This is a genomic window from Mesorhizobium sp. WSM4310, assembly GCF_007003935.1.
GTDB lineage: Bacteria > Pseudomonadota > Alphaproteobacteria > Rhizobiales > Rhizobiaceae > Mesorhizobium.
The window spans coordinates 57,452-79,792 of record NZ_VFTA01000013.1 but is presented as its reverse complement, the minus strand read 5'-3'; the positions used below and the strand labels follow the sequence as shown (position 1 = coordinate 79,792).

Annotated in this window: 25 protein-coding genes; 7 read left to right on the top strand and 18 right to left on the bottom strand. The window is 64.7% G+C overall.

Annotated features, from left to right (window positions below; all coding sequences use genetic code 11):
• Positions 1–2 precede the first annotated feature (2 nt).
• Positions 3–641 (top strand): 4'-phosphopantetheinyl transferase superfamily protein, encoded by a 639-nt coding sequence (locus FJV80_RS16215; protein ID WP_142876914.1) that lies wholly within the window; start codon positions 3–5, stop codon positions 639–641.
• Positions 642–648: 7 nt separating this feature from the next.
• On the opposite strand, the gene FJV80_RS16210 is transcribed toward FJV80_RS16215, so the two are convergent.
• From FJV80_RS16210 to FJV80_RS16200, 3 genes are all read right to left on the bottom strand, one after another.
• Positions 649–1,743 carry a KamA family radical SAM protein gene (locus FJV80_RS16210; protein ID WP_142876913.1) on the bottom strand — a complete coding sequence of 365 codons (1,095 nt, stop codon included), beginning with the start codon at positions 1,741–1,743 and terminating at the stop codon, positions 649–651.
• A gap of 132 nt (positions 1,744–1,875) precedes the next feature.
• A complete protein-coding gene (locus FJV80_RS16205) occupies positions 1,876–2,772 on the bottom strand; it encodes an NmrA family NAD(P)-binding protein (protein ID WP_142876912.1) in 897 nt (298 codons plus the stop codon).
• On the bottom strand, positions 2,769–2,951 hold the full coding sequence (locus FJV80_RS16200; RefSeq protein ID WP_142876911.1) for a DUF1127 domain-containing protein: 183 nt from the start codon (positions 2,949–2,951) through the stop codon (positions 2,769–2,771). Before FJV80_RS16200 ends, FJV80_RS16205 begins: the two co-directional genes overlap by 4 nt.
• Before the next feature lie 214 nt (positions 2,952–3,165).
• On the opposite strand from FJV80_RS16200, the gene gcvA reads away from it, so the two are divergent.
• On the top strand, positions 3,166–4,077 hold the full coding sequence (gene gcvA, locus FJV80_RS16195) for a transcriptional regulator GcvA (protein WP_142876910.1): 912 nt from the start codon (positions 3,166–3,168) through the stop codon (positions 4,075–4,077).
• A 148-nt stretch (positions 4,078–4,225) separates the two neighbouring features.
• Here gcvA and FJV80_RS16190 read toward each other — a convergent pair whose 3' ends face one another.
• Positions 4,226–4,438 (bottom strand): 4-oxalocrotonate tautomerase family protein, encoded by a 213-nt coding sequence (locus tag FJV80_RS16190; protein ID WP_010910572.1) that lies wholly within the window; start codon positions 4,436–4,438, stop codon positions 4,226–4,228.
• 124 nt (positions 4,439–4,562) lie between these two features.
• Complete coding sequence (locus FJV80_RS16185) at positions 4,563–5,321, bottom strand: SDR family oxidoreductase (RefSeq protein WP_142876909.1); 759 nt, start codon at positions 5,319–5,321, stop codon at positions 4,563–4,565.
• Positions 5,322–5,424: 103 nt separating this feature from the next.
• Between FJV80_RS16185 and FJV80_RS16180 the strand changes: the two genes are divergently transcribed.
• Complete coding sequence (locus FJV80_RS16180) at positions 5,425–6,318, top strand: LysR family transcriptional regulator (RefSeq protein ID WP_095789310.1); 894 nt, start codon at positions 5,425–5,427, stop codon at positions 6,316–6,318.
• 121 nt (positions 6,319–6,439) lie between these two features.
• Complete coding sequence (locus FJV80_RS16175) at positions 6,440–7,375, top strand: hypothetical protein (protein ID WP_142876908.1); 936 nt, start codon at positions 6,440–6,442, stop codon at positions 7,373–7,375.
• A gap of 96 nt (positions 7,376–7,471) precedes the next feature.
• Here the strand turns inward: FJV80_RS16175 and FJV80_RS16170 are convergent, their stop codons facing one another.
• The 3 genes from FJV80_RS16170 to FJV80_RS16160 form a co-directional block, all read right to left on the bottom strand.
• On the bottom strand, positions 7,472–8,590 hold the full coding sequence (locus FJV80_RS16170) for a substrate-binding protein (protein ID WP_142876907.1): 1,119 nt from the start codon (positions 8,588–8,590) through the stop codon (positions 7,472–7,474).
• A 71-nt stretch (positions 8,591–8,661) separates the two neighbouring features.
• The gene (locus FJV80_RS16165; RefSeq protein WP_010910579.1) at positions 8,662–8,934 is read right to left on the bottom strand and encodes a hypothetical protein; all 273 of its coding nucleotides are present in this window, start codon (positions 8,932–8,934) and stop codon (positions 8,662–8,664) included.
• A 90-nt stretch (positions 8,935–9,024) separates the two neighbouring features.
• Positions 9,025–10,602, bottom strand: coding sequence for an HD domain-containing phosphohydrolase (locus tag FJV80_RS16160; protein ID WP_142876906.1), 1,578 nt, complete (start codon positions 10,600–10,602; stop codon positions 9,025–9,027).
• Between the two features lie 152 nt (positions 10,603–10,754).
• Between FJV80_RS16160 and FJV80_RS16155 the strand changes: the two genes are divergently transcribed.
• Positions 10,755–11,057 (top strand): hypothetical protein, encoded by a 303-nt coding sequence (locus tag FJV80_RS16155; protein WP_142876905.1) that lies wholly within the window; start codon positions 10,755–10,757, stop codon positions 11,055–11,057.
• Positions 11,058–11,098: 41 nt separating this feature from the next.
• Here the strand turns inward: FJV80_RS16155 and FJV80_RS16150 are convergent, their stop codons facing one another.
• On the bottom strand, positions 11,099–11,707 hold the full coding sequence (locus FJV80_RS16150; protein ID WP_142876904.1) for a hypothetical protein: 609 nt from the start codon (positions 11,705–11,707) through the stop codon (positions 11,099–11,101).
• A 216-nt stretch (positions 11,708–11,923) separates the two neighbouring features.
• On the opposite strand from FJV80_RS16150, the gene FJV80_RS16145 reads away from it, so the two are divergent.
• Positions 11,924–12,130 carry a hypothetical protein gene (locus FJV80_RS16145; protein WP_142876903.1) on the top strand — a complete coding sequence of 69 codons (207 nt, stop codon included), beginning with the start codon at positions 11,924–11,926 and terminating at the stop codon, positions 12,128–12,130.
• Positions 12,131–12,153: 23 nt separating this feature from the next.
• On the opposite strand, the gene FJV80_RS35570 is transcribed toward FJV80_RS16145, so the two are convergent.
• The 4 genes from FJV80_RS35570 to FJV80_RS16125 all read right to left on the bottom strand — a co-directional run bounded on the left by FJV80_RS35570 (position 12,154) and on the right by FJV80_RS16125 (position 15,909).
• Positions 12,154–12,276 carry a hypothetical protein gene (locus tag FJV80_RS35570; protein ID WP_281408743.1) on the bottom strand — a complete coding sequence of 41 codons (123 nt, stop codon included), beginning with the start codon at positions 12,274–12,276 and terminating at the stop codon, positions 12,154–12,156.
• 282 nt (positions 12,277–12,558) lie between these two features.
• Positions 12,559–13,068, bottom strand: a complete 510-nt coding sequence (locus FJV80_RS16135; RefSeq protein ID WP_142876901.1) for a hypothetical protein — start codon at positions 13,066–13,068, stop codon at positions 12,559–12,561.
• Positions 13,065–13,523, bottom strand: coding sequence for a hypothetical protein (locus FJV80_RS16130; RefSeq protein ID WP_142876900.1), 459 nt, complete (start codon positions 13,521–13,523; stop codon positions 13,065–13,067). Before FJV80_RS16130 ends, FJV80_RS16135 begins: the two co-directional genes overlap by 4 nt.
• A gap of 835 nt (positions 13,524–14,358) precedes the next feature.
• A complete protein-coding gene (locus tag FJV80_RS16125; RefSeq protein WP_142876899.1) occupies positions 14,359–15,909 on the bottom strand; it encodes a serine hydrolase in 1,551 nt (516 codons plus the stop codon).
• 175 nt (positions 15,910–16,084) lie between these two features.
• Here FJV80_RS16125 and FJV80_RS16120 point away from each other — a divergent pair, with 175 nt between their 5' ends.
• The gene (locus FJV80_RS16120; protein ID WP_142876898.1) at positions 16,085–17,731 is read left to right on the top strand and encodes an acyl-CoA synthetase; all 1,647 of its coding nucleotides are present in this window, start codon (positions 16,085–16,087) and stop codon (positions 17,729–17,731) included.
• Between the two features lie 69 nt (positions 17,732–17,800).
• On the opposite strand, the gene FJV80_RS16115 is transcribed toward FJV80_RS16120, so the two are convergent.
• The 5 genes from FJV80_RS16115 to FJV80_RS16095 form a co-directional block, all read right to left on the bottom strand.
• Entirely contained in the window at positions 17,801–18,622 is an 822-nt protein-coding gene (locus FJV80_RS16115) for a hypothetical protein (protein WP_142876959.1), read from the bottom strand.
• Positions 18,623–18,638: 16 nt separating this feature from the next.
• Positions 18,639–19,865: a hypothetical protein gene (locus FJV80_RS16110; RefSeq protein ID WP_142876897.1), complete on the bottom strand. Its 1,227-nt coding sequence runs from the start codon at positions 19,863–19,865 to the stop codon at positions 18,639–18,641.
• Between the two features lie 235 nt (positions 19,866–20,100).
• Positions 20,101–20,733 (bottom strand): class I SAM-dependent methyltransferase, encoded by a 633-nt coding sequence (locus FJV80_RS16105; protein WP_095789303.1) that lies wholly within the window; start codon positions 20,731–20,733, stop codon positions 20,101–20,103.
• A gap of 174 nt (positions 20,734–20,907) precedes the next feature.
• Positions 20,908–21,507: an NADPH-dependent F420 reductase gene (locus FJV80_RS16100; RefSeq protein ID WP_095789302.1), complete on the bottom strand. Its 600-nt coding sequence runs from the start codon at positions 21,505–21,507 to the stop codon at positions 20,908–20,910.
• Between the two features lie 31 nt (positions 21,508–21,538).
• Positions 21,539–22,291, bottom strand: coding sequence for a glucose 1-dehydrogenase (locus tag FJV80_RS16095; RefSeq protein WP_142876896.1), 753 nt, complete (start codon positions 22,289–22,291; stop codon positions 21,539–21,541).
• Positions 22,292–22,341: the final 50 nt, after the last annotated feature.

Here is a 22,341-nt window from a genome sequence, read left to right as displayed (position 1 = left end):
CATTGACCCGGCCGCCCTCCCCTGAAGCCGCGCTGGCCGAGGCGATGGCGGCAATCGCGCCCCGGAATGTCCTGACCGGATGCCGGGTGATAGGCCATGCGGACGAGACCCATCTGCTGCCCGAGGAAGCGCGCTGCATCCCCGCGCGCCGGCCGGCCATGCGGCGCGCCAGCGGCGCCGCCCGCTGGATCGCGCACCGGCTGCTGGCCGATGCCGGCATCAGCGACCTCGCCATCCCACGCGCGCCATCCGGCGCTCCGGTCTGGCCGGACGGGATAATTGGCTCGCTCGCCCATGACGACGACATGGCCGTCGCGGCGGTCGCGCCTGTCGGCGGTATCGTCTCTCTCGGCATTGACGTCGAGCCCGCCGAACCCTTGCCCGACGACATTTTCGCGATCGTTGCAACCGCCGCGGATCGCACCGGCGCGGCGGATCCGCGGCTTGCCGGCCGCATCCTGTTTGCCGCCAAGGAGGCGGTCTACAAGGCAGCCTTTCCGCTCGATCGCCAGGTGCTGGGCTACGAGGACATCGCCGTGGACCTCGATGCCGGCCGCGCGACGACGAAGACCGGCCGCATGGTCAGCCTCGCCTACTGCGTCGCCCCGCGCGTGGTGGTGTTGGCGTTTGTCGGGCAATAGCGCCGATCTATTCGCCGACGATCTCCCGATAGGTCCTCACCGCGCCGTCCTGCCCGCGTATCCGCCAGCTCTCCCCGTCGCGGCCCTCGATAGGACATGGCCCGATCGGCACCTTGCCGCCGCCTTCCGGCAGGTCGAGCACATAGACGGGATTGCAGATGCCCGACAGGCGTGCCCTCAGCGCTTCCACCAGCGCCTGGCCCTGCGCGATCGTGGTGCGCCGGTGCGCCATGCCGCGCGCCAGGTCGCCATGGTGCAGGTAGTAGGGTTTTACGCCCAGCCGGTACATCAGCTCGCGGCAGAGCTCCTCCAGCACTTCGACACTGTCGTTGACGCCCTTGAGCAGAACGCTCTGGTTGAGCAGCACGAAGCCCGCCTGCCGCATGATCCGGCATGCCACCTCGGTCGCGGGCGTGATCTCCCGCGCGTGGTTGAAATGCGTGACGACCGTGACCATCAGCCGGCCCTGCAGCACAGCGACCAGCCCGGATGTGATGCGCGACGGCAGCGCCACCGGCACGCGCGTGTGGATGCGCAGCAGCCGCACATGCGGGATCGCCTCGATGCGCGCGAAGATTTCGGCCAGGGCCTTGTCGGGCAGCGACAGCGGGTCGCCGCCGGTCAGGATCACCTCGCGGATCTCGGGATGATCCGCGATATAGGCCAGCGCCGGCTCGAGCGCCTCGCGCGTATAGCCGCGGCCGATCGAGGTCAGCGATTCCTTGCGGAAGCAGAACCGGCAGTAGACCGCGCATTGATAGGTCGGGAACAGCAGCACCCGGTCGGCATGGCGGTGCGTCAATCGCGGCACCGGACTGAACTCATGGTCGGCGATCGGATCGCCAAGCTCGCCCTCCACCTCCTCCAGTTCGCCCAGTGACGGGATGACTTGCGCTCGGATCGGATCGGCCGGGTCATTCCAGTCGATCAGGTCGAGATAGGCTTTTGGCGCACGCACCTTGTGCAGCGCGGCGGCTGCTTGAGCGGCTGCGCGCTCGGCCGGCGACAGCGGCAGGCGGTCAAGGTCGCGCACATGGCGCACGCCCTGGCGGACATCGTCCTGCCAGTCGGGGGCGCGGGTTGCATCTTTGAGGTCGGTCATTGCAGGTCTCGGAGTGGTCGCGCGGACCTATCGGCCGGATGAGCGGCGCGGTCAACCATCGTCGCAGAGCCAATTGTGCCCGCCGCGCCCCTGCGGCGCCCCCCTCTGTCGTGCCGGCCGTTCAGCGAGCCTTCACCCAGCCCTTCCACCCCTCTCGGCCAGCGCTACGAAAGCACTTTCGACCGTCTCGAACCTCAGCTCCGGATAAAGCGCACCCGCCTCCGGAGTGTCCGTTTCAAGCGCGGTCTCGCCACGGATCCAGAAGGCCCGCAGCAGACCGAGGCCGGGGACCGCGGCGATCAACCCCTCCAGCTCCTGCGCGCTCATCTTCACGACGCGCGGCGAGCGGCCGCTGACCCGGCGCCACAGATCGATCATCGCGCCCTGCGTGATCCTGTTTCGCGCGATGCGGATCTCCGTGCGGACAGCGGCGGGATCCGCCAGCGCCCGCATGGTGACGGCGGCGATATCCTTCTCGCTGACGAAGGTCGCCGGCACGTTGCCGTCGCCATAGAGCGTCACCTCATCCGGCGGCAGCACGGCCGAACCGAAGCGCGTCAGGTCGCCCAGCGTCGCCACCCAGGTGGAGAAGAAGCCGTTGGTGTAGATCACCGTATAAGGCAGATCCGCCTCCCTGACCGCGTCGAACACGGCCCTCTTGATGTCGAGCGGCGCGATCGTGCCGGGGGCAGCGGCGGCAAAGTCGAGGCCGAAGCCGGCGGAGGGCACGAAGCGGGAGACGCCGACATCCCTGACGGCGCGCACCAGCGTCATCTCGCTGGCCGAACCGACATGCACCGAACTGATGACGCGGTCGACCTTGCCGACGGCGCGCACAAGGCTGTCATAATCGTCGAGATCGCCGACATGCACCGTCGCGCCCAATTCCCTGAGCGGCCGCATCCGCTCTTCGTTGGCTGAAGTAGCTGCCCGAACCAGGACATGCAGGCTGTCGCCATTGCGCGCGCTGGCCTTGGCCATTTCGCTGCCCAGAAGCCCCGTCGCGCCGATGATCAGGGTGCTGGTCATATCCCCCTCCCATTGGGCAAGATCGAACCGTCCCAGTCGCGCTCCAGGCCGATGTCCCGCAGGCGGCGGTCGGAAAACCGGGAAATCCGGCGCAGCACGCGGCGGCGCTCGAATGCCGCCATGCTGCGCGTGGCAAGGCCGCTCATCGCGGCGCCGATGGGTCCAAGGGTCAAGGTCATTGTCTGTCTCCTATGTTCGTCAGGGCGCAAACGTGCCGGTGCCGCCCATCGGGCGAGCATGACGATCGCTCACACATATCGTTGGTCTTTCAACGCATCGGAGAACCGGAAAGGTCGACATCGATGCGGTACGCCCTGATATTGGGCATTTCCGGGCTGGACGACAAACGACTCTTTGTGCAGGATTTGTGAGCAACGCTCACAGGTCTCGATCATGCCGCGACGATTGCCGCCCCTCACCGCCCTGCCCGCGTTCGACGCCGCCGCCCGGCATCTGAGCTTCTCCAGGGCGGCCGACGAGCTCAACCTCACCCATGGCGCGGTCAGCCGCGCCATCCGCAACATCGAGGACAGGCTCGGCATCCAGCTGTTCGATCGGGGAACGCGATCCGTGCGCCTGACCGCCGTGGGCGCGGCCTATGCGGTCGAGGTCGGCAAGGCGCTGGACCGGATCGCCGCCGCCACCATCGCCGCCACGCCCGACCGCTCGACGCGCATCCTGAACGTCTCGACGTCGGACGGCTTCGCCGGCCGCTGGCTGGTGCCGAGGCTGCATCGCTTCCACCGCGCCAATGCCGATATCGACGTGCGGCTGGCGACCTCGGGCGTGCTGGCCGATTTCGTCAGCGACGGCATCGACATCGCCATCCGCTACGGCAAGGGCGGATACACCGGCGTGACGGCGGAATTTCTCGCTGACGAGGAGGTCTTCCCGGTCTGCAGCCCGGAACTGCTGCAAGGCGAACATCCCCTGCGCCGGCCCGGGGACCTCAGGCACCACAAATTGATCCATGACGCCTTTCGCATCGACTGGGCGACATGGCTGCAACAGGCCGGTGTCGATGGCATCGACCCCAAGCGCGGCGTGCGCTTCGATTCCGCCACCTTCGCCGTCGAGGCCGCCGTGCATGGCGAAGGCGTGCTGCTCGGCCGCAGCGCATTGGTCTCGGCCGACCTCGCGGCGGGGCGGCTGGTGCGGCCCTTCGACCTCGCGCTGAAATCGGCGGCCAGCTACTATCTCGTCTATCCCGACGGCGCGCTGCGGCAGAAGAAGATCAGGGCGTTCCGCGACTGGCTGTTTGCCGAGGTGGCGGCTGACTGGGTCGGAATGTCCAGGAGGGATTGAGGACGATCTCGCCCCTTCTTGGGTGAGGAACCCAAGTCTTCCAAGGGTAGCGCCAGCACCCGGACCTTCGGTCCAGTGGGGCGGCGCGGCGCTGCAAGACCTGGGCTCCTCGCCCAGGGGGAAACAAGCGGCCCGAGACAGCTCGCGCCTACTCCTTGGCGCGATAGGCTTCCGGTATGACGAACACCTCGTCGGCCCGGCCATAGCCGCCGTCGGCGACCTCCTCGACCAGCACCATGGTGGTGGGCCGCACGCCTTCGCCGAAAAAGTCGACGAACATGGCCGTGGTCCGATGAATGAGGTCTTCCTTCTGCGCCTTGGAGAGTGCCGCCTGCGGCAGCTTGATGTTGGCGAATGGCATGATCGTTTCCTTTCTGTAGGGATTGGGTTTTCAGGCTTTGGGATGGAGCAGGTCGGCAAGGCCGATCCGTTCCAGGAGTTGCGCGCACGCGGTGATCAGGATTGTCCGTTGCATGTCGGCCTCCTCAGATCGCGCCGCCATTGGCACGGATGATTTGTCCGTTGACCCAGCCACTGTCCGGCCCGGCCAGGAAGGAAACCACGCCGGCAATGTCGTCGGGCTGGCCGAGCCGGCCGAGCGGGATCATCTTGCCGATGGCCTCGATCTGCGCCGGGCTCTTGCCGTCCATGAACAGCGCGGTCTCGACCGGGCCGGGCGCCACGGCATTGACCGTGACGCGGCGCCCGCCAAGCTCCTTGGCCAGGATATGCGTCATCGCCTCGACGGCCGCCTTGGTGGCGGCGTAGACGCCGTAGCCCGGCTGCAGGAAGCCGACGACGCTGCTGGAGAAATTGACGATGCGGCCACCGTCGCGAAGGCGTTTCGCGCCCTCGCGCATGCCCCGGAACACGCCGCCGAGATTGACCGCGATCTGCGCGTCGAAGGACGCATCGTCGGTCTGCGCGATCGGCGACAGCTTCATGATGCCGGCATTGTTGACCAGCATGTCGACGCCGCCGAACGCCTTTTCGCCGGCATCGAAAAGGGTGGCGATGCCGGTGGGGCCGGCGATGTCGGCCTGCACGGCGATCGCCTTGCCGCCTTCGGCTTCGATCGCGCCGACGACCGCTTCGGCCTCGCCGCGGCCCCGTGCATAGTTGACGACGACGGCGAAGCCGTCGCGGGCGAGCCGCCGCGCGATCGCCGCACCGATGCCCTTGGAAGCGCCGGTCACGATCGCGGTTCTGATTGGGTCGGCCGTCTTTGTCTGCTGGTTTGTCATGGGAGTCTCTCCGTGTTGCTGGTGACACGGATATAGATGCAGCCTCCTTTTGGATAATCAGCCGTCACTTGACATCACTATTCGGAAACTGCGAACAAAGGCCATGGATCGCCTGGACACGATGCGGCTCTTCGTTCGCGTGCTCGAGCGGCGCAGTTTCACCGCTGCCGCCGCCGATCTCGGCCTGCCGCGCTCAACCGCGACGGAAGCGATCCGCCGGCTCGAGGAACATCTCGGCGCACGTCTGCTGGAGCGGACGACGCGGCAGGTGAACGCCACGCAGGACGGCGAGGCCTATTACCGGCGCTGCCTGTCGATCCTGGCCGAGATCGAGGACGCGGAAGCCGCCTTCCGCAAGGCCGAGCCCTTCGGCCTGCTGCGCATCGACGCCAGCACGCTGCTCACCCGCACCTTCCTGCTGCCGCGCCTGCCGGAGTTTCTTGCGCGCTACCCCCGCATCGACCTGCAGATCGGCCAGAGCGACCGGCTGGTCGACCTCGTGCGCGAGGGCGTCGATTGCGTCATCCGCGTCGGCGAGCCGCCCGACAGCGGCATGATCATGCGCCGGCTGGGGATGATCCGCGAGATGACCTGCGCCAGCCCCGCCTACCTCGAACGTCACGGCGTGCCCGCCTCCCCCGACGCGCTCGACGGCCATCAGGCCGTGGGCTTCGTCTCGTCGCGCACCGGCGAGGTGCTGCCCTTCGAATTCACCGTCAACGGCAAGACCCGCGAGATCAGGCTGCCGGGCCGCGTCGCTGCCAACAATTCCGACACCGCCGCCGATCTGGCGCGGCTCGGCCTCGGCCTCATCCAGGCGCCGCGCTATCGCTTCGAGAAGGACCTTGCCCAGGGCACGCTTGTCGAAGTGCTGGCCGACTGCCCGCCCTCGCCGACGCCGCTATCGGCGCTCTACCCGCAGAACCGCCAGCTCTCGCCGCGCCTGCGCGTCTTCCTCGATTGGGCCGCGCACATCTTCGCCGAGGCCAATCTGTAGGGATGCGGCCATCGGTCCGCGCCCATCATGGGTCTCTCGCCGCCATCGACCCCATCGCCGACGAAACCGTAGGTATTGAAGCAAAATAGCAGTATTCTGCGCGGGGTCTTGGGATAAGCGGATGGATTTCAGCACGGGCCATGGCTACCTCCTCATTGGCGGCCTCATCCTGGTCGGCACCGGGCTGCTGATCCTGTCGCTGATCGTCAATCTTGGCGTCGCCCACAGCGTGCGCAACGACGTGCGCCATCGTGAAAAGCTGCTCGAATATTATCGCAACATCTTCTCACAGCTGGGCGTGATCCTGATCGGCATCGGCGTGTCGCTGTTCATCTTCTTCTTCCAGCAGAACTATCAGGACCAGCGCCGGCGCGAGACCGAGCTGCAGCAGGTTCTCGCCAAACTCGCCGCGCGCATTGCCCGCGGCGCGCCGGTGATGCAGTCGCTGGAAGAATTCGACGAGTTGCTGGATGAAGGCGGACCCTATCTCAGCCCCCAGCTCGGCGGCAAGAACACCGCCGTCAGCCTCCACGGGACAGAGCTCGGCAAACAGGCGGCCAGGATCCTGCTGGTCGAGCGAGACGTCGATCTCGCGGACTTCGAGGTGCTGAACCTGTCGCGCGATTTCGAATCCTCTTTCGTCGTCAACGAGCTGGATTCCAGGCTGTGGTTCGACATCGTGCGCGACGAGAGCGAGATCAAATACGCCACCACCCAGCTCGCCCTCGACTACAAGGACCTGCGGGACACGATCGGCGGCGATCCGCCGGAGGCAGCGGTCGCCGACCCGGAAAAGGAGAGCCGGGTCAAGCGGGAGGTGCTCGACATCTTCTACGATGCCGATCTGCTGCGCCAGCGCTCCAGGCAGCATCTGGCCCGCGCCTGCTGGCTGTTCAGCCAAGGGCGCGGCTTCGTCGGCGCGGCCCCGGTCAATGCGATCGAGGCCGATGCCAGGTCGCATCAGGAATGGCTCGACCGTTCGAAACCCTTCCTGACGCAGGCGAAGTCGGGCAGCGGCGACTGCTTCAAACTGCTCCGGTACGGCCAGGGGTCATGAGCCGGGAGCGAGCGGCAAGGCCCGCTGCTCTGGTGACAAAGCCAATCACTTTCAAAGACCGCGCCGGATGCGGACTGTCCGTTCCGACGCCGCCAGTTACCCCAGTTCGTCGCTGAGCGCGCGCTCGTTGGGATCGATCGAACCCAAATTCTTGACAACCCGGAACCGACCGCCCTGCGCCTGCGCAATGTACATGTTCATGCGAACATGGTGCTGGCCGGGGACCATTTCGGCCGGGCCACCCGGTCCCTCGCTGATGCGGGCGTGATCGAGCGCCCGGATGACCGCGTCCCGCTCGGCACTGCCCGCTTCCTTCACCGCCGCTTCCCACATCTTGATCGCCCGGTAGTGCCCGGTGCATCCGCTGCCCGCGGTGAGCGTAGCCCCACCCGGGAACCGTTCACCGTAGCGGCGCAACAGCGCGCGACCGAACGGTTCGTCGAGTTCCTGGTAGTAGTCGAGGCAGCTGTAGAGGCCCTCGATCTGATCGGACGGCACCAGATTGAAGAAGTTCTCGTCGAAGTAGGTGCAGACGATCTTGCCGCCGCGTTTGCCGAAACCCGCCTTGTGCAACTCTTCGAGAAACGGCGTCAGGCCCGGCGGGACGATGGTGTTGAAAACCACGTCGGTGCCGCTCGCCATGATCTGCTGCACCGTCCGCCGGAAATCGACGGTGTCCAGCGGAAAATACTCCTCGCCGACGATCTCGCCGCCATTGGCGCGCACCGCCCGGCTCGCCGCCTTGTTCAGCAAATGGGGCCAGATGTAGTCGGCCGACGGCAAATAGAACCGCTTCGCGCCGGTGCTGTTCATGAGCCATGGTATCAGCGGCTCGACCTGCTGGGCGGGCACGGGCCCGGTGCAGAAGATCAGGGGATCGTTTTCCTGTCCCTCATACTGCTCGGTGTAGATGTAGAGCGTCCTGCCCCGGGTGACCGCCTCGCTCTTGATGGCCAGGCGGGTCGAACTGTAGATGCCGCCGACGATCACGTCGACCTTGTCGACGTCGACCAGTTTCGCGGCCCTTGCCTTGGCAACGCTGTCTGTGGTCTCGCCATCCTCGATGACGAGTTCCACCGGCCGGCCGAGGAGGCCGCCTTTGGCGTTGATGTCGTCGACGAGCATGGTGGTGAGGTTCGCATTTGCGACGCCCATGAAAGACAATGGGCCGGTGAGTTCGGCGACAAGGCCGATCTTGATGGGTTTCGGATCCATTTGATTTCTCCAAATCTTGGGGTTCGTCGGGGGCGCGCCGCCTGGCGGGAGGCGGCGCCCGGTGCGGGACATCAGGCCTCGTAGTGGCCGAGCAGCAGTGCCGCCTGCGGCTTGCCGACATGGCCGGCTTCCTGCAGGATCGCTGGCACCTCCGGATCGGACACGAAATTCTTCCAGCCCTCGGCGTCCCAGTCGAAGATCGCCCAGACGCGGTCGGGCTCGCTGGGGTCGCGGAAGACGGTCGCGCCGTTCGAGCCGTGCAGCCGGCGCTTGTCGGCGCCCTTGGTCGAAAAGATACGGATGAAGTGATCGATATCAGCCACTTTGGTCGTTGCGAGCAGCATCTGATTTCCTCCTGTCGGTTGCGGCCGTCATTGGCCTGTCGACGGGATCACGATGCGCGCCCTGGAGCAGGCGCGCATGGGGTGGATTCCCTATGCCGGCGTTTCGCCCGGCCGGACAAGGCCGTGCTCGACCGCGTAGAGCGCGGCCGCGGCACGGGTGGTCACGCCGATCTTGGCATAGACGCTCTGGATATGGTGGTCCGCGGTCTTGGGCGAGATGTCGAGCTTTCGGGCCACTTCCTTCGCCGTAAGTCCGGCGGCGATCACGCGCAGCACCTCGACCTCGCGCGGCGTCATTCCGGCCAGCGCTCGCGGCACGGCCCGCCGCGACGGCTGCCCGGCGAAGGACAATACGGCCTCGGCGGCGTCGGGGCAGATACAGCCGTCACGCACGGCGGCTCGCAGCTGCGCCGCCGCCGCCTCGCTGGACAGCGCCTTGCGGTGCGGACGTTCCTCTCGCGACGTCTGGAAGGCTTCGGCGGCGGCCAGGATCCTTGCCGCCGGGGACAGGTCCGAGCCGCCGACCTTGCGGTGATAGCCCGAGCCGTCCAGGCGCTCGTGATGGCGAAGCACCAGCGCGGCCATCGCCTCGCCCTCGCGACCGAACGAGGCCAGGGCCCGCTCGCCGTAATAGGCGTGCAGCTGTGCCGCGTCGCGTTCGCGCACCGACAGCGGACCGTTGCGCATCCAGGTCGCCACCGGCACCACCAGTTCGCCAATGTCATGGATGCAGCCCGACCAGCCCAGCGCGCGAACATCAGGGTCGGGCAGCCCGATCCGCTTACCCGCACCCGCGGCCAGTTCCGACACCATCCTCGAATGGCCCTGCGTAAACGGCATGCGCATGTCGATCATGTCGGCTATGGCCAGGAACGCCTCGTCGCAAGCCCCCTCATCCAGCGTCACCGGCGGATCCGGCTCGAGCGCCAGGATGGTCTCGCGGTCGACCGTCGCGCCGATGCCCTCCATCAGGACCGCCGCGTTGGCCGAGACGAGCCGAGCCAGATCCGCTTCGTACGGACCGTCGCCGCGGCTGGCCACGGTTTCGGCCATCCCGTCGATGCCGACGGCATCGCTGAGCGCAATCGCATCCTGCGCCAATGTGATCAGGCGCACGGCGGGCAGGACATCCTCGCCACTCAGCCCGCGCGGCAGGCCCTTGCCGTCCCAGCGTTCGTAGATCTGCCCGAGATTGCGCCGGATCTCGTCGGACAGGCCGAGCCGCTCGCCGATCCGCTGCGCGACCTCGCAATGCGCGGTGAGCACCGGGCGGGCCACCGCGAGCGCCTGCGACATCGCGGCCTCGATCGCCCTGGCCTGCGCGTCAGGCTCGAGATCGTAGTAGAATCGCTTGAAGGCCTGCACGAAGACCCTGCCCAGTTCCGCTCGATTGCCCATGTCGAGGCCGACAAGATCTTGGCGCAGCGCGATCTCGTCGCCGAACGTGGCCGACAAAAGGTCCGTGTCGGCATTGCAGCCGACATAGCGCAGCATCGACTGATGGTAGGCGCTGCGCCGAACCTCATCGGAAACACCCGCAAGCTCGGCGATCCGCATTGCAAGCACGCAGGATTTCAGCGCGAAGTCGCGAGAATGGCCCGTGGCGAGATCCGAGGCATAGGCCAGGACCATCATGAAGTCCGCCCGGCGTATCGAGACAGCTGTCATCGCACACCCCCAGTGATCCCTATGCTAGCCCCGTGCGCCGTCGATACCTAGGGGAAAATCTCGAGCCGGATGCAGGTCCTGCGAGAGGAGGCGCTGGACAAGCTGGCTTCAGGCGCCACGACACGTGGCTGCCGCAACCAGTCGCGCACTGGATGAACTCTTCCCAGACCGCGCCAAAGGACATGCTGGGGCGCCTGTTGCGACCGACACCGGCCCCGACCCTTTCGGAAACGGACAAGACGCAATTGACGCAGTGTTTGTGCATGTTGGGCAAGGCGCTGATGCCGGCCAGCACCAAGCCGGAGGCGCTTGGTGGAGGCGATACGGATATCGAGCGGTACTGGAGTTCGGCCCTCGCTAAGTCGAGTGAGGAGCAGCATGCACTGGACATCAACATCTGGGCGAATGCCTGCCGAGACTTCCCGCTGTGGGCGGTCCAAAAGGCGGCTGATTAGTGGAGCAAGGGACCCATGATGGCGGTGACCTCGGGTACTTCCTAAGCGATGTCAGGCTTGCTGTCGGCCACGATGTCCTTGTCCGGCAGCGCCTTCTGGTCAGCCTGAGCCACGTTCCCATGCAGTCCGCTGACTAGGTCCGTGGCCATTGTCCCGGCACGCTCGGATAACCGCCGCATGCTGTCGCGAGTTGATTGGCTCTTTTTGATGGTCTTGCGAAGGGATTCTGCAGCCTGTCTGTCTTTCAGGTGGTCGAGTATCTCGACGGACTCCTCAAAAATCGCGAGCGTCTCGTCTTGAATGGCAGCAGCCTTCTCAATTTCAGAAACGAAGGCGTGAAGCTGATCCGTGATTTTATCGACATCCGCAATAAACTGGCGTTGCCGAGCTCGCGCTTCCATAGCCTGCGCAGCAAGACTTCCCAAGGAAATGACCGCTCCGAAGGATATCAGGAAAGTCACAACCCTGAAGGCGAACTGGCTCCAGCTCAATCCGTCTGTATTGGCCCAAGCGACCAGCGGGCTGACATAGCTCCAGGCGCCGCCCAACATGACGATGACGGCACCGGCCGCTGCCAACCCAACCAAAGCCTTGGCCGCGCGTCTGCCGAAGTATTCTTCGAACTTGTCCAGAAAGCCCAGGTCCACCATCCGAATCGCCCCCGTTAGAGCCACACTCAATATGTGGATACTCAACCTCTAATGTAAGGCTCTTGAGTCTCAGGCACGAACCGGGAACATATTCCTATCCCGCTTCAGGGGACGCGATGCCTGCCCGCCACAAAGGCATCAACACCGACACCTATCTGGACCGCTTCTACCCGCACCACGCCGTCATCCCCTGGGAAAACTGCTGCGAGAAGAATTATGACCCGGCCTATAACCGAAATGAACTGCGCAGTGCGCCACGTGTTCATCCGCCGCGACAACCGGGAGTACCTGGGCTTCCGTTTCAAGGAGCCGTATCAGGCGGAGCTGATGGCGCAGGAGTTGGGCGGCGAGAGTTACGACACGCTAGACCGTGGCAAGGGCAGCGGCTGGGCGAAGTGGCGGAAGAAATCCCGTAGCGGCTGATTTGGCTGCTCCGGGTTGAATGATCAAGGAGTGACAAATTCGGGGACGGCATCAATCGTGCCGCGCGGGCTCAAGTCCGGGTTCATTTCTTCGCGGGTCCTACCGTCTTCCGGCGACGCACCGGCGGAGTCGATCTCGGTCTTCAAACTGATCTCGCCCGGGGACGGCGTAAAAAGGTCTTCCCTTTCCCCGGTGACACCACGCAATACGCGGGCGTGTGAGCGTTGTGGTGGAGTGTGTGGAGATGCCACCCAAGAGCGATTCCAAAAACCCACGACAGGCCCGTCTGGAGGCTGGGTGGCCTCGTGGCGATGTCGACAACCTGGCTATGTCCGTTCTCGATGCGATGACCTCTGCCGGCGTCTGGCTGGATGACAGCCAGGTAGTCGAGCTGACATGTCGGAAGGGCTACGGGTCGGCGGATGGCATCAGGGCGCGAGTGGCGGCTCTTTAGGGCGAGCGAAGCCGGATGCCACCCAGACCAGGAGGAGGCCGAGAAAGAGCAGAATTACCGGTGGCAGAAATGCAAATAGTCCAACCCTCTTCGTCGCGGCCAGAGGGTCGGCCGTATTCAGTTCGCGTCCCATGTCCTTATAGAGCTTCTGGACAAGCGCATCGTCTGAGAGCGCACCGTTTTCGGGCCAGAGCTTTCGATACTCCGTCATACCATACCAGCACGTGTCGAACGGGTTGGGTTTGGCATATTTGTCCCACGGGCCGGGACCCTTACCCTCCTGGGTATAGTAATCCGTACCAACCTCGCCGCGAGCAACACCACAAAGGACCGGCACGTCGGGCACAAAATGAAATCCGGATTTCTCCGGTTGGTTGAAGTACATGTCGTTGGCGACCTGATCATAGCCCAACGCACCAACACCCAGCACCCACAATAGCGACAGGGCCAACCAAAACCTGAATAGTCCGCGTTTGATATTCATTGGCTCTGGCGCTCCTCCGGCTTTAGCGAGAAGCCGGAGAATGCCCAAACAAGAGCACCGACCAGGGTAAAAATGACTGCAATCGGGATAAGCGCGACCGCGAGAGCCATCTCAACCTTGGCCAAACGCCTTGCGTCCGTTTCAGCCTGTCTCGGCTCGACGTAGGCTATCAGGAACTCGGGCACCTTTGCCTTCATCTTTGCAGTAGGATCGGCAAGTGATGTGAACAAGCTTACATTGTTCGGGAAGGTGACCTCGGTCATGGTCTTGCGCATCTCGTACCGACTATTGAAGTCAGGGAGTTTTACAATCGCGTCGGCGCCTTCGACGTAGAGATAGTTGGCTTCTGGTAGGTATGGGTTTCGGATCTCACCAAAGAACATGAGGCCGACCACGATCGCCCAAACGACCGAAAGCACCATCCAGAGCCTGAAAAGTCCCCGCCTGATGTTCATCCGCCCCTCCCCAGTGCTGGCAATATAACCTCAGCAACGGCGCTAGGCACGTCCCTTCTCGAAATTTGGCTGCTTGTTCGTCAGGGCACACACCGAGAAGCACTGACCATTATTGCCAAAGAGAGCACCTATAATGCGCGGCGGGCGAGGGGGTGGAGGCTAATTCAACGGCTAGAGGGACCGAAGATCGAACAGGAGGAGGAAAACGTTGCTGTGGCAGCGGCTGAACCGGCATCGAGACCGACGCGACCGGCACCGGCAAAGCCTGTAGCGAAGCGAAAGCCACGAGGAAAGGCCGCAGAATGACCACCAGCGGTGGTGCCTCTTGCGGGTACCACCGCTTTTCCACGTGTCCCGCCTGCAAACCGGCACGCACTTGCTTTCGGCAGCCCGGTTGTCACGAACTATCCACGTAGTCGCGGATCAACGGGACAGTATAGAAATACACTGCCTGGATACCAGCCACGCTCGGCCAGAATTCCAATCCCGCCGGAAATCGGCACGAGGGAGCGTGACACCCTTCATCAAACCGCATCACATGCAGAATCAGTAGATGCGAGGTGGCTACAGAAAGCAGCTAACAGGCAACGGCGAGGAGCGCCGCTATGACCGACATTGGGCGCAAAGCGGACGTCGTTTTCGTAAAACCCGCCTCAGTAATGCGTCGCGAGAAAAATCCGATCGCTTGTCAGGCTGCTTCCAGCGCTGGCACTGTCGCCCATCGCGATCGCGTTGCGGCGCAGTGAACCATCGCCTTTGCGGCGATCCGGCATCGGGCATCTGGAGCTGCGGCACAAGATCCGCGTTCCGCGCGGCTCGTTGCCCCTGTCAGCCCTTAATCGCCCACGCGCCGCAGCGTGCCGAGATGATTGTCGTCGAGGAAGCCCATGGTCATGGGCGACGCCTTGCCGTCCGGGCCGACGACGAAGCTCACGCCGGTTGGCCTGTCCGGTGTCTCGGCATCGGGGAAGGTCAGGAAAAGATCGCCGTCGTAATGCGCCAGGGAATAGGACCGGGCGCCGGCCGGGCCGACCTTGAGCACGAGGCCGTCTCCGGCACTTGCCACGACGGCATTGCCGAAGAAGTCGTTGGCGTAGCGGCCTTCATAGGCGCTTGCCGGCCTGGCCGGCCTTGCCGGAGATGGCGGCGCGGCATAGGTGGCCTTGGCCGCCGCGACCGCCGGGCCGAACATTCCGGCATAGATGCCGTCCCATGCCTTGACCCAGTCCTTCTGCACCGAACCGTCGAAGACGAGGTCCGCGAAACTGTCGGACAGCCCTTCCGGCACGCCGGTCGGAAAGGCGTTGGCGATGATGACGATGCCGAGCTTCTCCCGCGGGAAGATCGTCACCAGCGTGCGTGCGCCGACGCTGAAGGCACCGGCATGGCCCCAGCTCAGGCCATGCCGGCCGAATTCGACATTCCAGCCGAGGCCGTAGAAGGACTCGCCGCCGGAGACGGGGTTCTTGCCCCGCGTCATCAGCGGCACATGCGTCTGGTCGAGCGCATCGGCAGCTATCAGCGTCTTGCCGGCATAGACCCCGTTGCCGAGGATGAGGCGCACCCATTGCGAGAGATCGCGCGCGGTGGAACTGACGCCGCCGGCGGGCGCCTGCGCATCGGGATTGCGCTCTATCTTGGCGGCCCAGGCGCCATCGACCTTGATGTGCAGCGCGGCACGATCGGCGTGCTTGACGAAGTCCGAATGACGGGAACTGGTCGAGGCCATGCCAAGCGGACGGTAGAGCTTCTCCTCGGCGACCTCCTCCCAGGGCTTGCCTGTCGGCAGGGCGGCCGCGACGGCGCCCTCGGTCAGTCCGAAATTGCTGTAGGAGTAGCCGGCACGGAAGCTGGACGACGCCGGCACGAACCGCAGGCGATGCAGGATCTCGGCCCGGTCGTAGCCTATGTCCTCGAGGTCGTCTCCGGCGGTGCCGGGCAGTCCGCTGCGGTGCGAAAACAGGTCACGGACGGTGAGTTGGCTGGTCGGATAGGGATCGGCCAGCCGGAAGGCCGGATCGAGGTCGGCGATCTTCGAATCCCAGGACACGATCCCGTCGCTGACCAGCGCCGCCACGACGGTTGCGGACACCGGCTTGGAGAGCGAGGCGATCTGGAACACCGTGTCGGCGTCGACCGCCTCAGGCTTGCCGGCCTCGCGGTGGCCGAAACCCTTCAGGAAGATCACCTCATCGTCATGCACCACGCCGATGGCGAGACCGGGCACGCCACCGTCCGCGACGGCGCCTTGGGCGAGCGCTTCTAGCTTCGACAGGGCGACAGCGATGCGCTCCGGCGCAATGGTGTCGGCCGACGCGGCACGCGGCCAAAGTGCCAGTAGGGCGATGCAGACCCAGATTCGCCAGAGGTTCCGTCCCAGCCGCACGTCCGACCCTCCTCTCCTGCATTCAGCTGGCTATGATACAGGCCGGTGCAAACGAGGCCAATGCCTGCCGCTCCACGGTCCACCTTCGTCGCAATCGACCGTCACCACGATTTCAGGCAATCTGACGGATGAAGGCGCGCCATGGGGAGATGGAGCGCCGCCAGGGAGGACTGACATGACCGGCTTGCCACGCTACGAGGACGCCGTTGCGGCCTTTCGCATCGAGGATGAAATCGCCAGGCTTGACGGCGACCCGGCGACCGGCATCAACGCCTATGTCGAATGCTGCGGCCGCCATACCGGTGAGAACCGGCTGGCGCTGCGCGCGATCTCGGCCGGCGGCGAACTGCGGCAGTTCAGCTTCGACGACCTCGCGGACATGTCGGGTCGCGTCGCCAACCTGCTCAAGGATGCAGGCGTCGGCCCCGGCGATGTCGTCGCCGGCATGCTGCCGCGCATTCCCGAACTCATCGCGCTCATCCTCGGCACCTGGCGCATCGGCGCCGTCTACCAGCCATTGTTCACCGCCTTCGGCCCGAAGGCCATCGAGCACCGCCTCGGCTACAGCGGCGCCAAGCTGGTGGTGACCAATCCGGCCAATCGCGGCAAGCTCGACGAGATCGAGACCTGCCCGCCGATCGCCACCCTTCTTGGTCCCGGCGATGCCTTGCCTCAAGGCGACATCGATTTCCGCGCCGCCCTTGCCTCTGCCTCCCCCGATTGCGAACCCGTCATGCGCAAGGGCGACGACCTGTTCATGATGATGTCGACCTCGGGCACGACGGGCCTGCCCAAGGGCGTGCCGGTGCCGCTCAGCGCGCTGCTGGCCTTCGGCGCCTATATGCGCGACGCGATTGGACTGCGCCCCGATGACGTCTTCTGGAACATCGCCGATCCCGGCTGGGCCTATGGCCTCTATTACGCCATCACAGGCCCGCTGCTGCTCGGCATCGCCACCACCTTCAACGAGGGCCCCTTCAACGCCAGGAACACCTATGATGTCATCGAGCGGCTCGGCGTCACCAGCCTTGCCGGCTCGCCCACCGCCTTCCGCCTGCTGCTCGCCGAAGGCCCTGAAGCCGCCGCCCGCATCAAGGGCCGGCTGCGCGTGGTGAGCAGCGCCGGCGAGCCGCTGAACCCGGAAGTGATCCGCTGGTTCGACGCCCATCTCGCCGTGCCCATCCATGACCATTACGGCCAGACCGAAAACGGCATGATGGTCAACAACCACCATGGGCTTTCGCATTCCGTGCGCGCGGGCTCGGCCGGCTTTGCCATGCCGGGCTATCGCATGGTGGTGCTGGACGACGAAGGCAACGAGCTCGGCCCCAACCAGCCCGGCATCCTCGCCGTCGACATCGCCAACTCGCCGCTGCGCTGGTTCGACGGCTACCACCAGGCCGAGACGCCGGCGATCGCGGGCGGCTACTACCGCACCGGCGACACGGTGGAATATGAGCCGGACGGCTCGGTGTCCTTCATCGGCCGCGCCGACGATGTCATCACCTCGTCGGGCTACCGCATCGGCCCGTTCGATGTCGAAAGCGCGCTCATCGAACATCCCGCGGTCAACGAGGCGGCGGTGGTCGGCGTGCCCGACCCGCAGCGTACCGAGATCGTCAAGGCCTTCGTCATCCTGGCGCCCGCCTACCAGGCCAGCCCTGACTTGGCCGAGGAACTGGCGCAACACGTCCGCAAGCGGCTCTCGGCCCACGCCTATCCGCGCGAGATCGATTTCGTCGCCGAATTGCCGAAGACGCCGAGCGGCAAGATCCAGCGGTTCCTGCTGCGGAAGGCAGAGGTGGAGAAGCGGAAGGGGTGAAGGGCCGCATATGCCGGCTCAAATCGGGCGACGCCGGCGCAGCGGCGCGTGCCCTGTTGCAGATCGGTTCTACATTATCGCTATGACCCTGCCCGCCGCATCGAGGCGACAACCGACTTGCGCTTGCCGGACTTCGATGCCACCGCGCCCTGCATAGTCTATTCGCACCTGGATCGGCGCCGTCAGTGCACTCCCACGTCGACGCAAGGCACCTGCGCTCACCGCGCGGACCCGCACGGCGCCAAGCGGCCTGGCGGCGGACAGGATCGCCGCGCGACAGGCTTGCACGACCGCGACCGGCGTGCCGGGTTTCGCTTTCAGTGCTTCCACGGGTGCAAAGGGATATCCCCTGGCGAGGTCGCCCTGACCGGCTTTGGAAGGCCTGAGGATGGGCGGCAGGGCGATCGATGGCCTGACGGTCTTGGCAATGACGGTCTTGGCAGTGGCGGCCTTGGCAGTGGCGGCCTTGGCAGCGGCCGTCGCGGCGGACCCACTGCCTGTCGCGGCAGAACCACTGGCTGCCGTGGCGGCCGAACCACTGGAAGCGGACGCCGATCCGTTTCCGGCTGACGGATCGGCGCCCAGGCCGACACCTGTCGAGAGGCCCCCGCCTGCGGAGCCTACGCTACCGCCGGCACTGACGCCTGCGCTGACTGATCCGCCGCCTGTGCCGACCGAAGCGCCGACATTTGCTCCACCGACACCACCGACGCTCGCGCCCACCCCTGCGGATGCGCCTTGCGAACCGGCGCTCACTCCAGCACCGAGCCCGAGACCGCCGACCTGACCGCCTAAACCTGCATCGAGGGCCGAGGCAGGCCCGATCGCGATGCCGATCGTCAACGCGGCCGCGACATATTTTTTCACTGTCATCCTCCCTGCGCCGTGCATTTCGCTCACCTGTCTTTCACTGCGAGAGTGGGCGGGTTGGCAGCAATGCGGGGGGAAGAGCCATCGTTGCCAGCAGGACAGCTTGTGCTGACCTTCGACCCTTCACCTTCCATTTTTTCGGCAAGCCCGGTTGATGGGCTGCGACCGGAGGCGAACTCGCGAGCGCGCTCTTGGAAACACCTGCCTTGGGCGCGCGCACCACTGCCGCGGTCCGACGTTTCTCCCTGATACTGTCGATTTTGGCGCTGTCGATTTCGTCGCGCGCGGCACTGAGGCTGCGGGCCAGGCCGTTGGCTCTTTCGCGCTCCTGGTCCAGCGCCGCGCTCAAATCCATCGAGCTCTGCTTCAAGGCGTCGCTTTGCTTGCGAGCAATGTCGAGGGCACGCATGGCTGAATCTGCTCGTTGACGTTCCAGTTCGAGCGCTTTGCGAGCCTGCTTCGCGGCGTCGTCGGCCTCTTGCCGATCCTTCACCGCCTTGGCCTGCTCCGCTGCGGACAGATTTTCGCCTGCCTTGAGAGCATCGATGGTCTGACGGGCCGTGGCGAGTTCCTGTGCCAGCAGCCCGACCTTGTGGCGCTCCTCATCCAGCGCCTGCGTCGCGGCGTCGTCGGCCTCTTGCCGATCCTTCACCGCCTTGGCCTGCTCCGCTGCGGACAGATTTTCGCCTGCCTTGAGAGCATCGATGGTCTGACGGGCCGTGGCGAGTTCCTGTTCCAGCAGCCCGACCTTGTGGCGCTCCTCATCCAGCGCCTGCGTCGCGGCAGCCTGGGAGCCATCTACGGAGGGCGGCGCTTCGGGCATCGCGGCTTTCTTGCTGTCCCAGAGGCTGGCTTCCGCCCTGAAATTTTCGATGGCACGCTGCGCCGTCTCCAGATTGAGCGTGAGCGCTTCGTCCGTCCGCTGCTGCGCTTTCAGGGCCTGCGCTTGCCTGGCCAATTCAGCCCGTGCCGCGGCCAGTTCGCGGCGTAAGGCCGCCTGCTCATCGTCGCCTTTGGCGATATCGGTGCGCTCCGAAACCGCGACCGGCGACCCGCCATTGGCTGCGGCGGTCGCGGACGCATCGGGCGCCAGCTGGCTATTTGCCGGAGATGCCAACAGCAGGATGAGGATTGACGAAACGACCGGCAGCATGGCGTTGCACCCGCTGCCAAATATCCCGTGAAGCACGATCGAAGGCCGTCGTTCGGTAAAGGTGAAGTCAAAGCGCAGACATTTGGACCTGGTACCCTGCAAATGATTCATCACTTGACCTCACCTGGCGCGACCCTCACCGCGATCGTATTCTCCACTTAATTCGAGCTACGGCTGGATGCCGCGTCACCTGGACGCTACCTCCTATTGCCTTGCTTGTTGTCATTCGAACGAACGAAACCTTGCTGGGGGACGGCTCCGTTCGAAATAGCGGCGCCGAGCATGCCCCGGCAGGCGCGCGGCCAGATTTCCGCGGCAGTGCCAATCTCATCGTTGGCGAACAGTGTCAGATCTTCACAAACCGATAGGCGAAGCGATCGGTCTCGCCCTTGATCGAGGGATCGAACACCTTGATCGAATGCGCATCGTCCTTGTTCGCCAGTATGGTGCTTTCGGCGTCTAGTACGAACCCGGCTGCCTCCACCTCCTCGCGGACGGATGCAGGTTCAATCCGATGCAGCGACTGGGCGTCGCTCGTGCCCGCCCCTGCGGCGGCGGCGTGGTCGACGATGACGTATGACCCACCGGGCTTCAGCCGCTCGTGGACGGCTCGATTGAAGTCGGCCGCCGTCGCGCCCTTCTTCTGAATCAGCGCGGTGTGGAGATCGTGGTAGAACAGGTGCAGCCACAGGACATCCGCGGGTTGCGTGGCCTGCGGCATCGCGACGAGGTCCGCCGAGACGGCTTCGACGTTCTCTCGGCCCGGTTCCTTCGCAAGCGTCCGCATGCGGCCGACCGGATCGTTCTTGAAGTCGGCGACTTCGGCCGGCACGAAGCTGTAGACCCGTCCTTCGGGTCCCACGACGTCGGAGAACAAGCGCGTCCAGTCGCCGTCGCCTGGGTAAACGTCAATGACAGTGGAGCCCGCGTCTATACGTGCGAACCGGATCAATTCGGATAGCTTGGATTGGTCGTACATCGGAGTCTCCTTTAGGTTGAGCATTCGACGAGTGCGAGGGGGCGATCCATGGCTGAGCCACCGTCAAAGCCGATGGCTGCAGCGGGCTTCTCAAGGCTCATGGGAATTTCCGCACGGATCGGATCGTACCCGATCCGTGCATCGTCGCCCTGCCGGTTGGCAGGTCAGTGTTCATCAGTCGAACTTGACCAGGTCCTTGAAGATCAGTTGACCCCAGCTGTTTCCGCGCGCCTGGACGAGCAGCCCACCTTCCGACAGCCCGCCAAGCTTGATCGGCGAGAAACCGAGATTTTCCGCAAGCGCACCAATCTCCGCCGCGGCGTCGTCATGGTCGCTCGCCAGGAACACGACCCTCCTGCCACCATGCACGGCCGGATCCTGATCAAGGACGGCAGCGACCAGATGGTTGAAGCCCTTGACCAGTTTTGCACCGGTGAAGGCCTGTGCGATGAACCTGGAAGAAGGCTGTCCCCCCAGTTTTTCAGGAGGCACGCCGTAAGCATTGGTCACATCGACGATGGTCTTCCCCTGCCAAGTGGCGAGCGCCTTCGCGACCTCGGGGTGCGACTCGAAACGGACAGCCAGAAAGATGATGTCCGCCTTGACCGCGTCGGCCAGCTTCTTGGGAATGATCGCGGGTCCGATCGCGGCCGCATCGGCTGCAAAGCTTTCCGGCCCGCGCGTCGTTGCAACGGACACGTCGATGCCCTTGCGGGCAAACGCCTTGGCCAATGCCTGGCCGATATTGCCGAAGCCGATAATTGAATAGCTCATGATGCTTCTCCGATCTTGTTTTAACGCGGGGTCAGACCTGCGCCATGCCTCCGTCGACGGCGAGATCCACGCCGGTGATGAAAGAACTTTCATCGGAGGCGAGGAACGTGACGGCAGCCGCGATTTCCTCTGGTTTGCCCCTGCGACCCATTGGGATCTGTGACGCAAACTGGGCGGCCGCTTGCTCGGCTTGCTCAGGGGTAAGGCCTGTCGTTGTCTCCAGCGCGGGGGTCTCGATTGCTCCGGGGCTCATCGTATTCACTCGGATTTTGCGGTCTTTCAGCTCCAGTGTCCAAGCGCGCGAGAAGTTGCGCACGGCCGCCTTACTCGCGGCGTATGTGCTAAACCCCGGCAATCCCAACACGTTCGAAACCGAAGAATTCAGGATGATCGAACCGCCGTCTTTGAACAGGGGAAGGGCCTTCTGCACCGTGAAGAACAGCCCCTTCACGTTCACATCGAAGGTCTGATCGAAGTGGGCCTCAGTAGCGACCGCGAGCGGTGCGATTGTCCCCGCGCCCGCGTTCGCGAAGAGAACGTCGATGTGACCATGTTTCTCTTTCACGATGGCATAGAGCCGGTCCAGATCCTCCAAGCGAGCCACGTCGCCCGTGACCGTCGTAATGTTAATCTTGATGAACGCTGCGGCCTCCTTCAGCTCTTTCTCTCGTCGCCCGGTGATGACGACGTGTGCACCTTCTTCCACGAAGCGCTTGGCCGTCGCCAAGCCAATCCCGCTGCTTCCGCCCGTGACGACTGCAACCTTGCCTTCGAGTTTTTTCATAATCTTTCACCTTTGGTCGTGTGTTTGGTTTTTCGTAGAGTTTGAGAAGC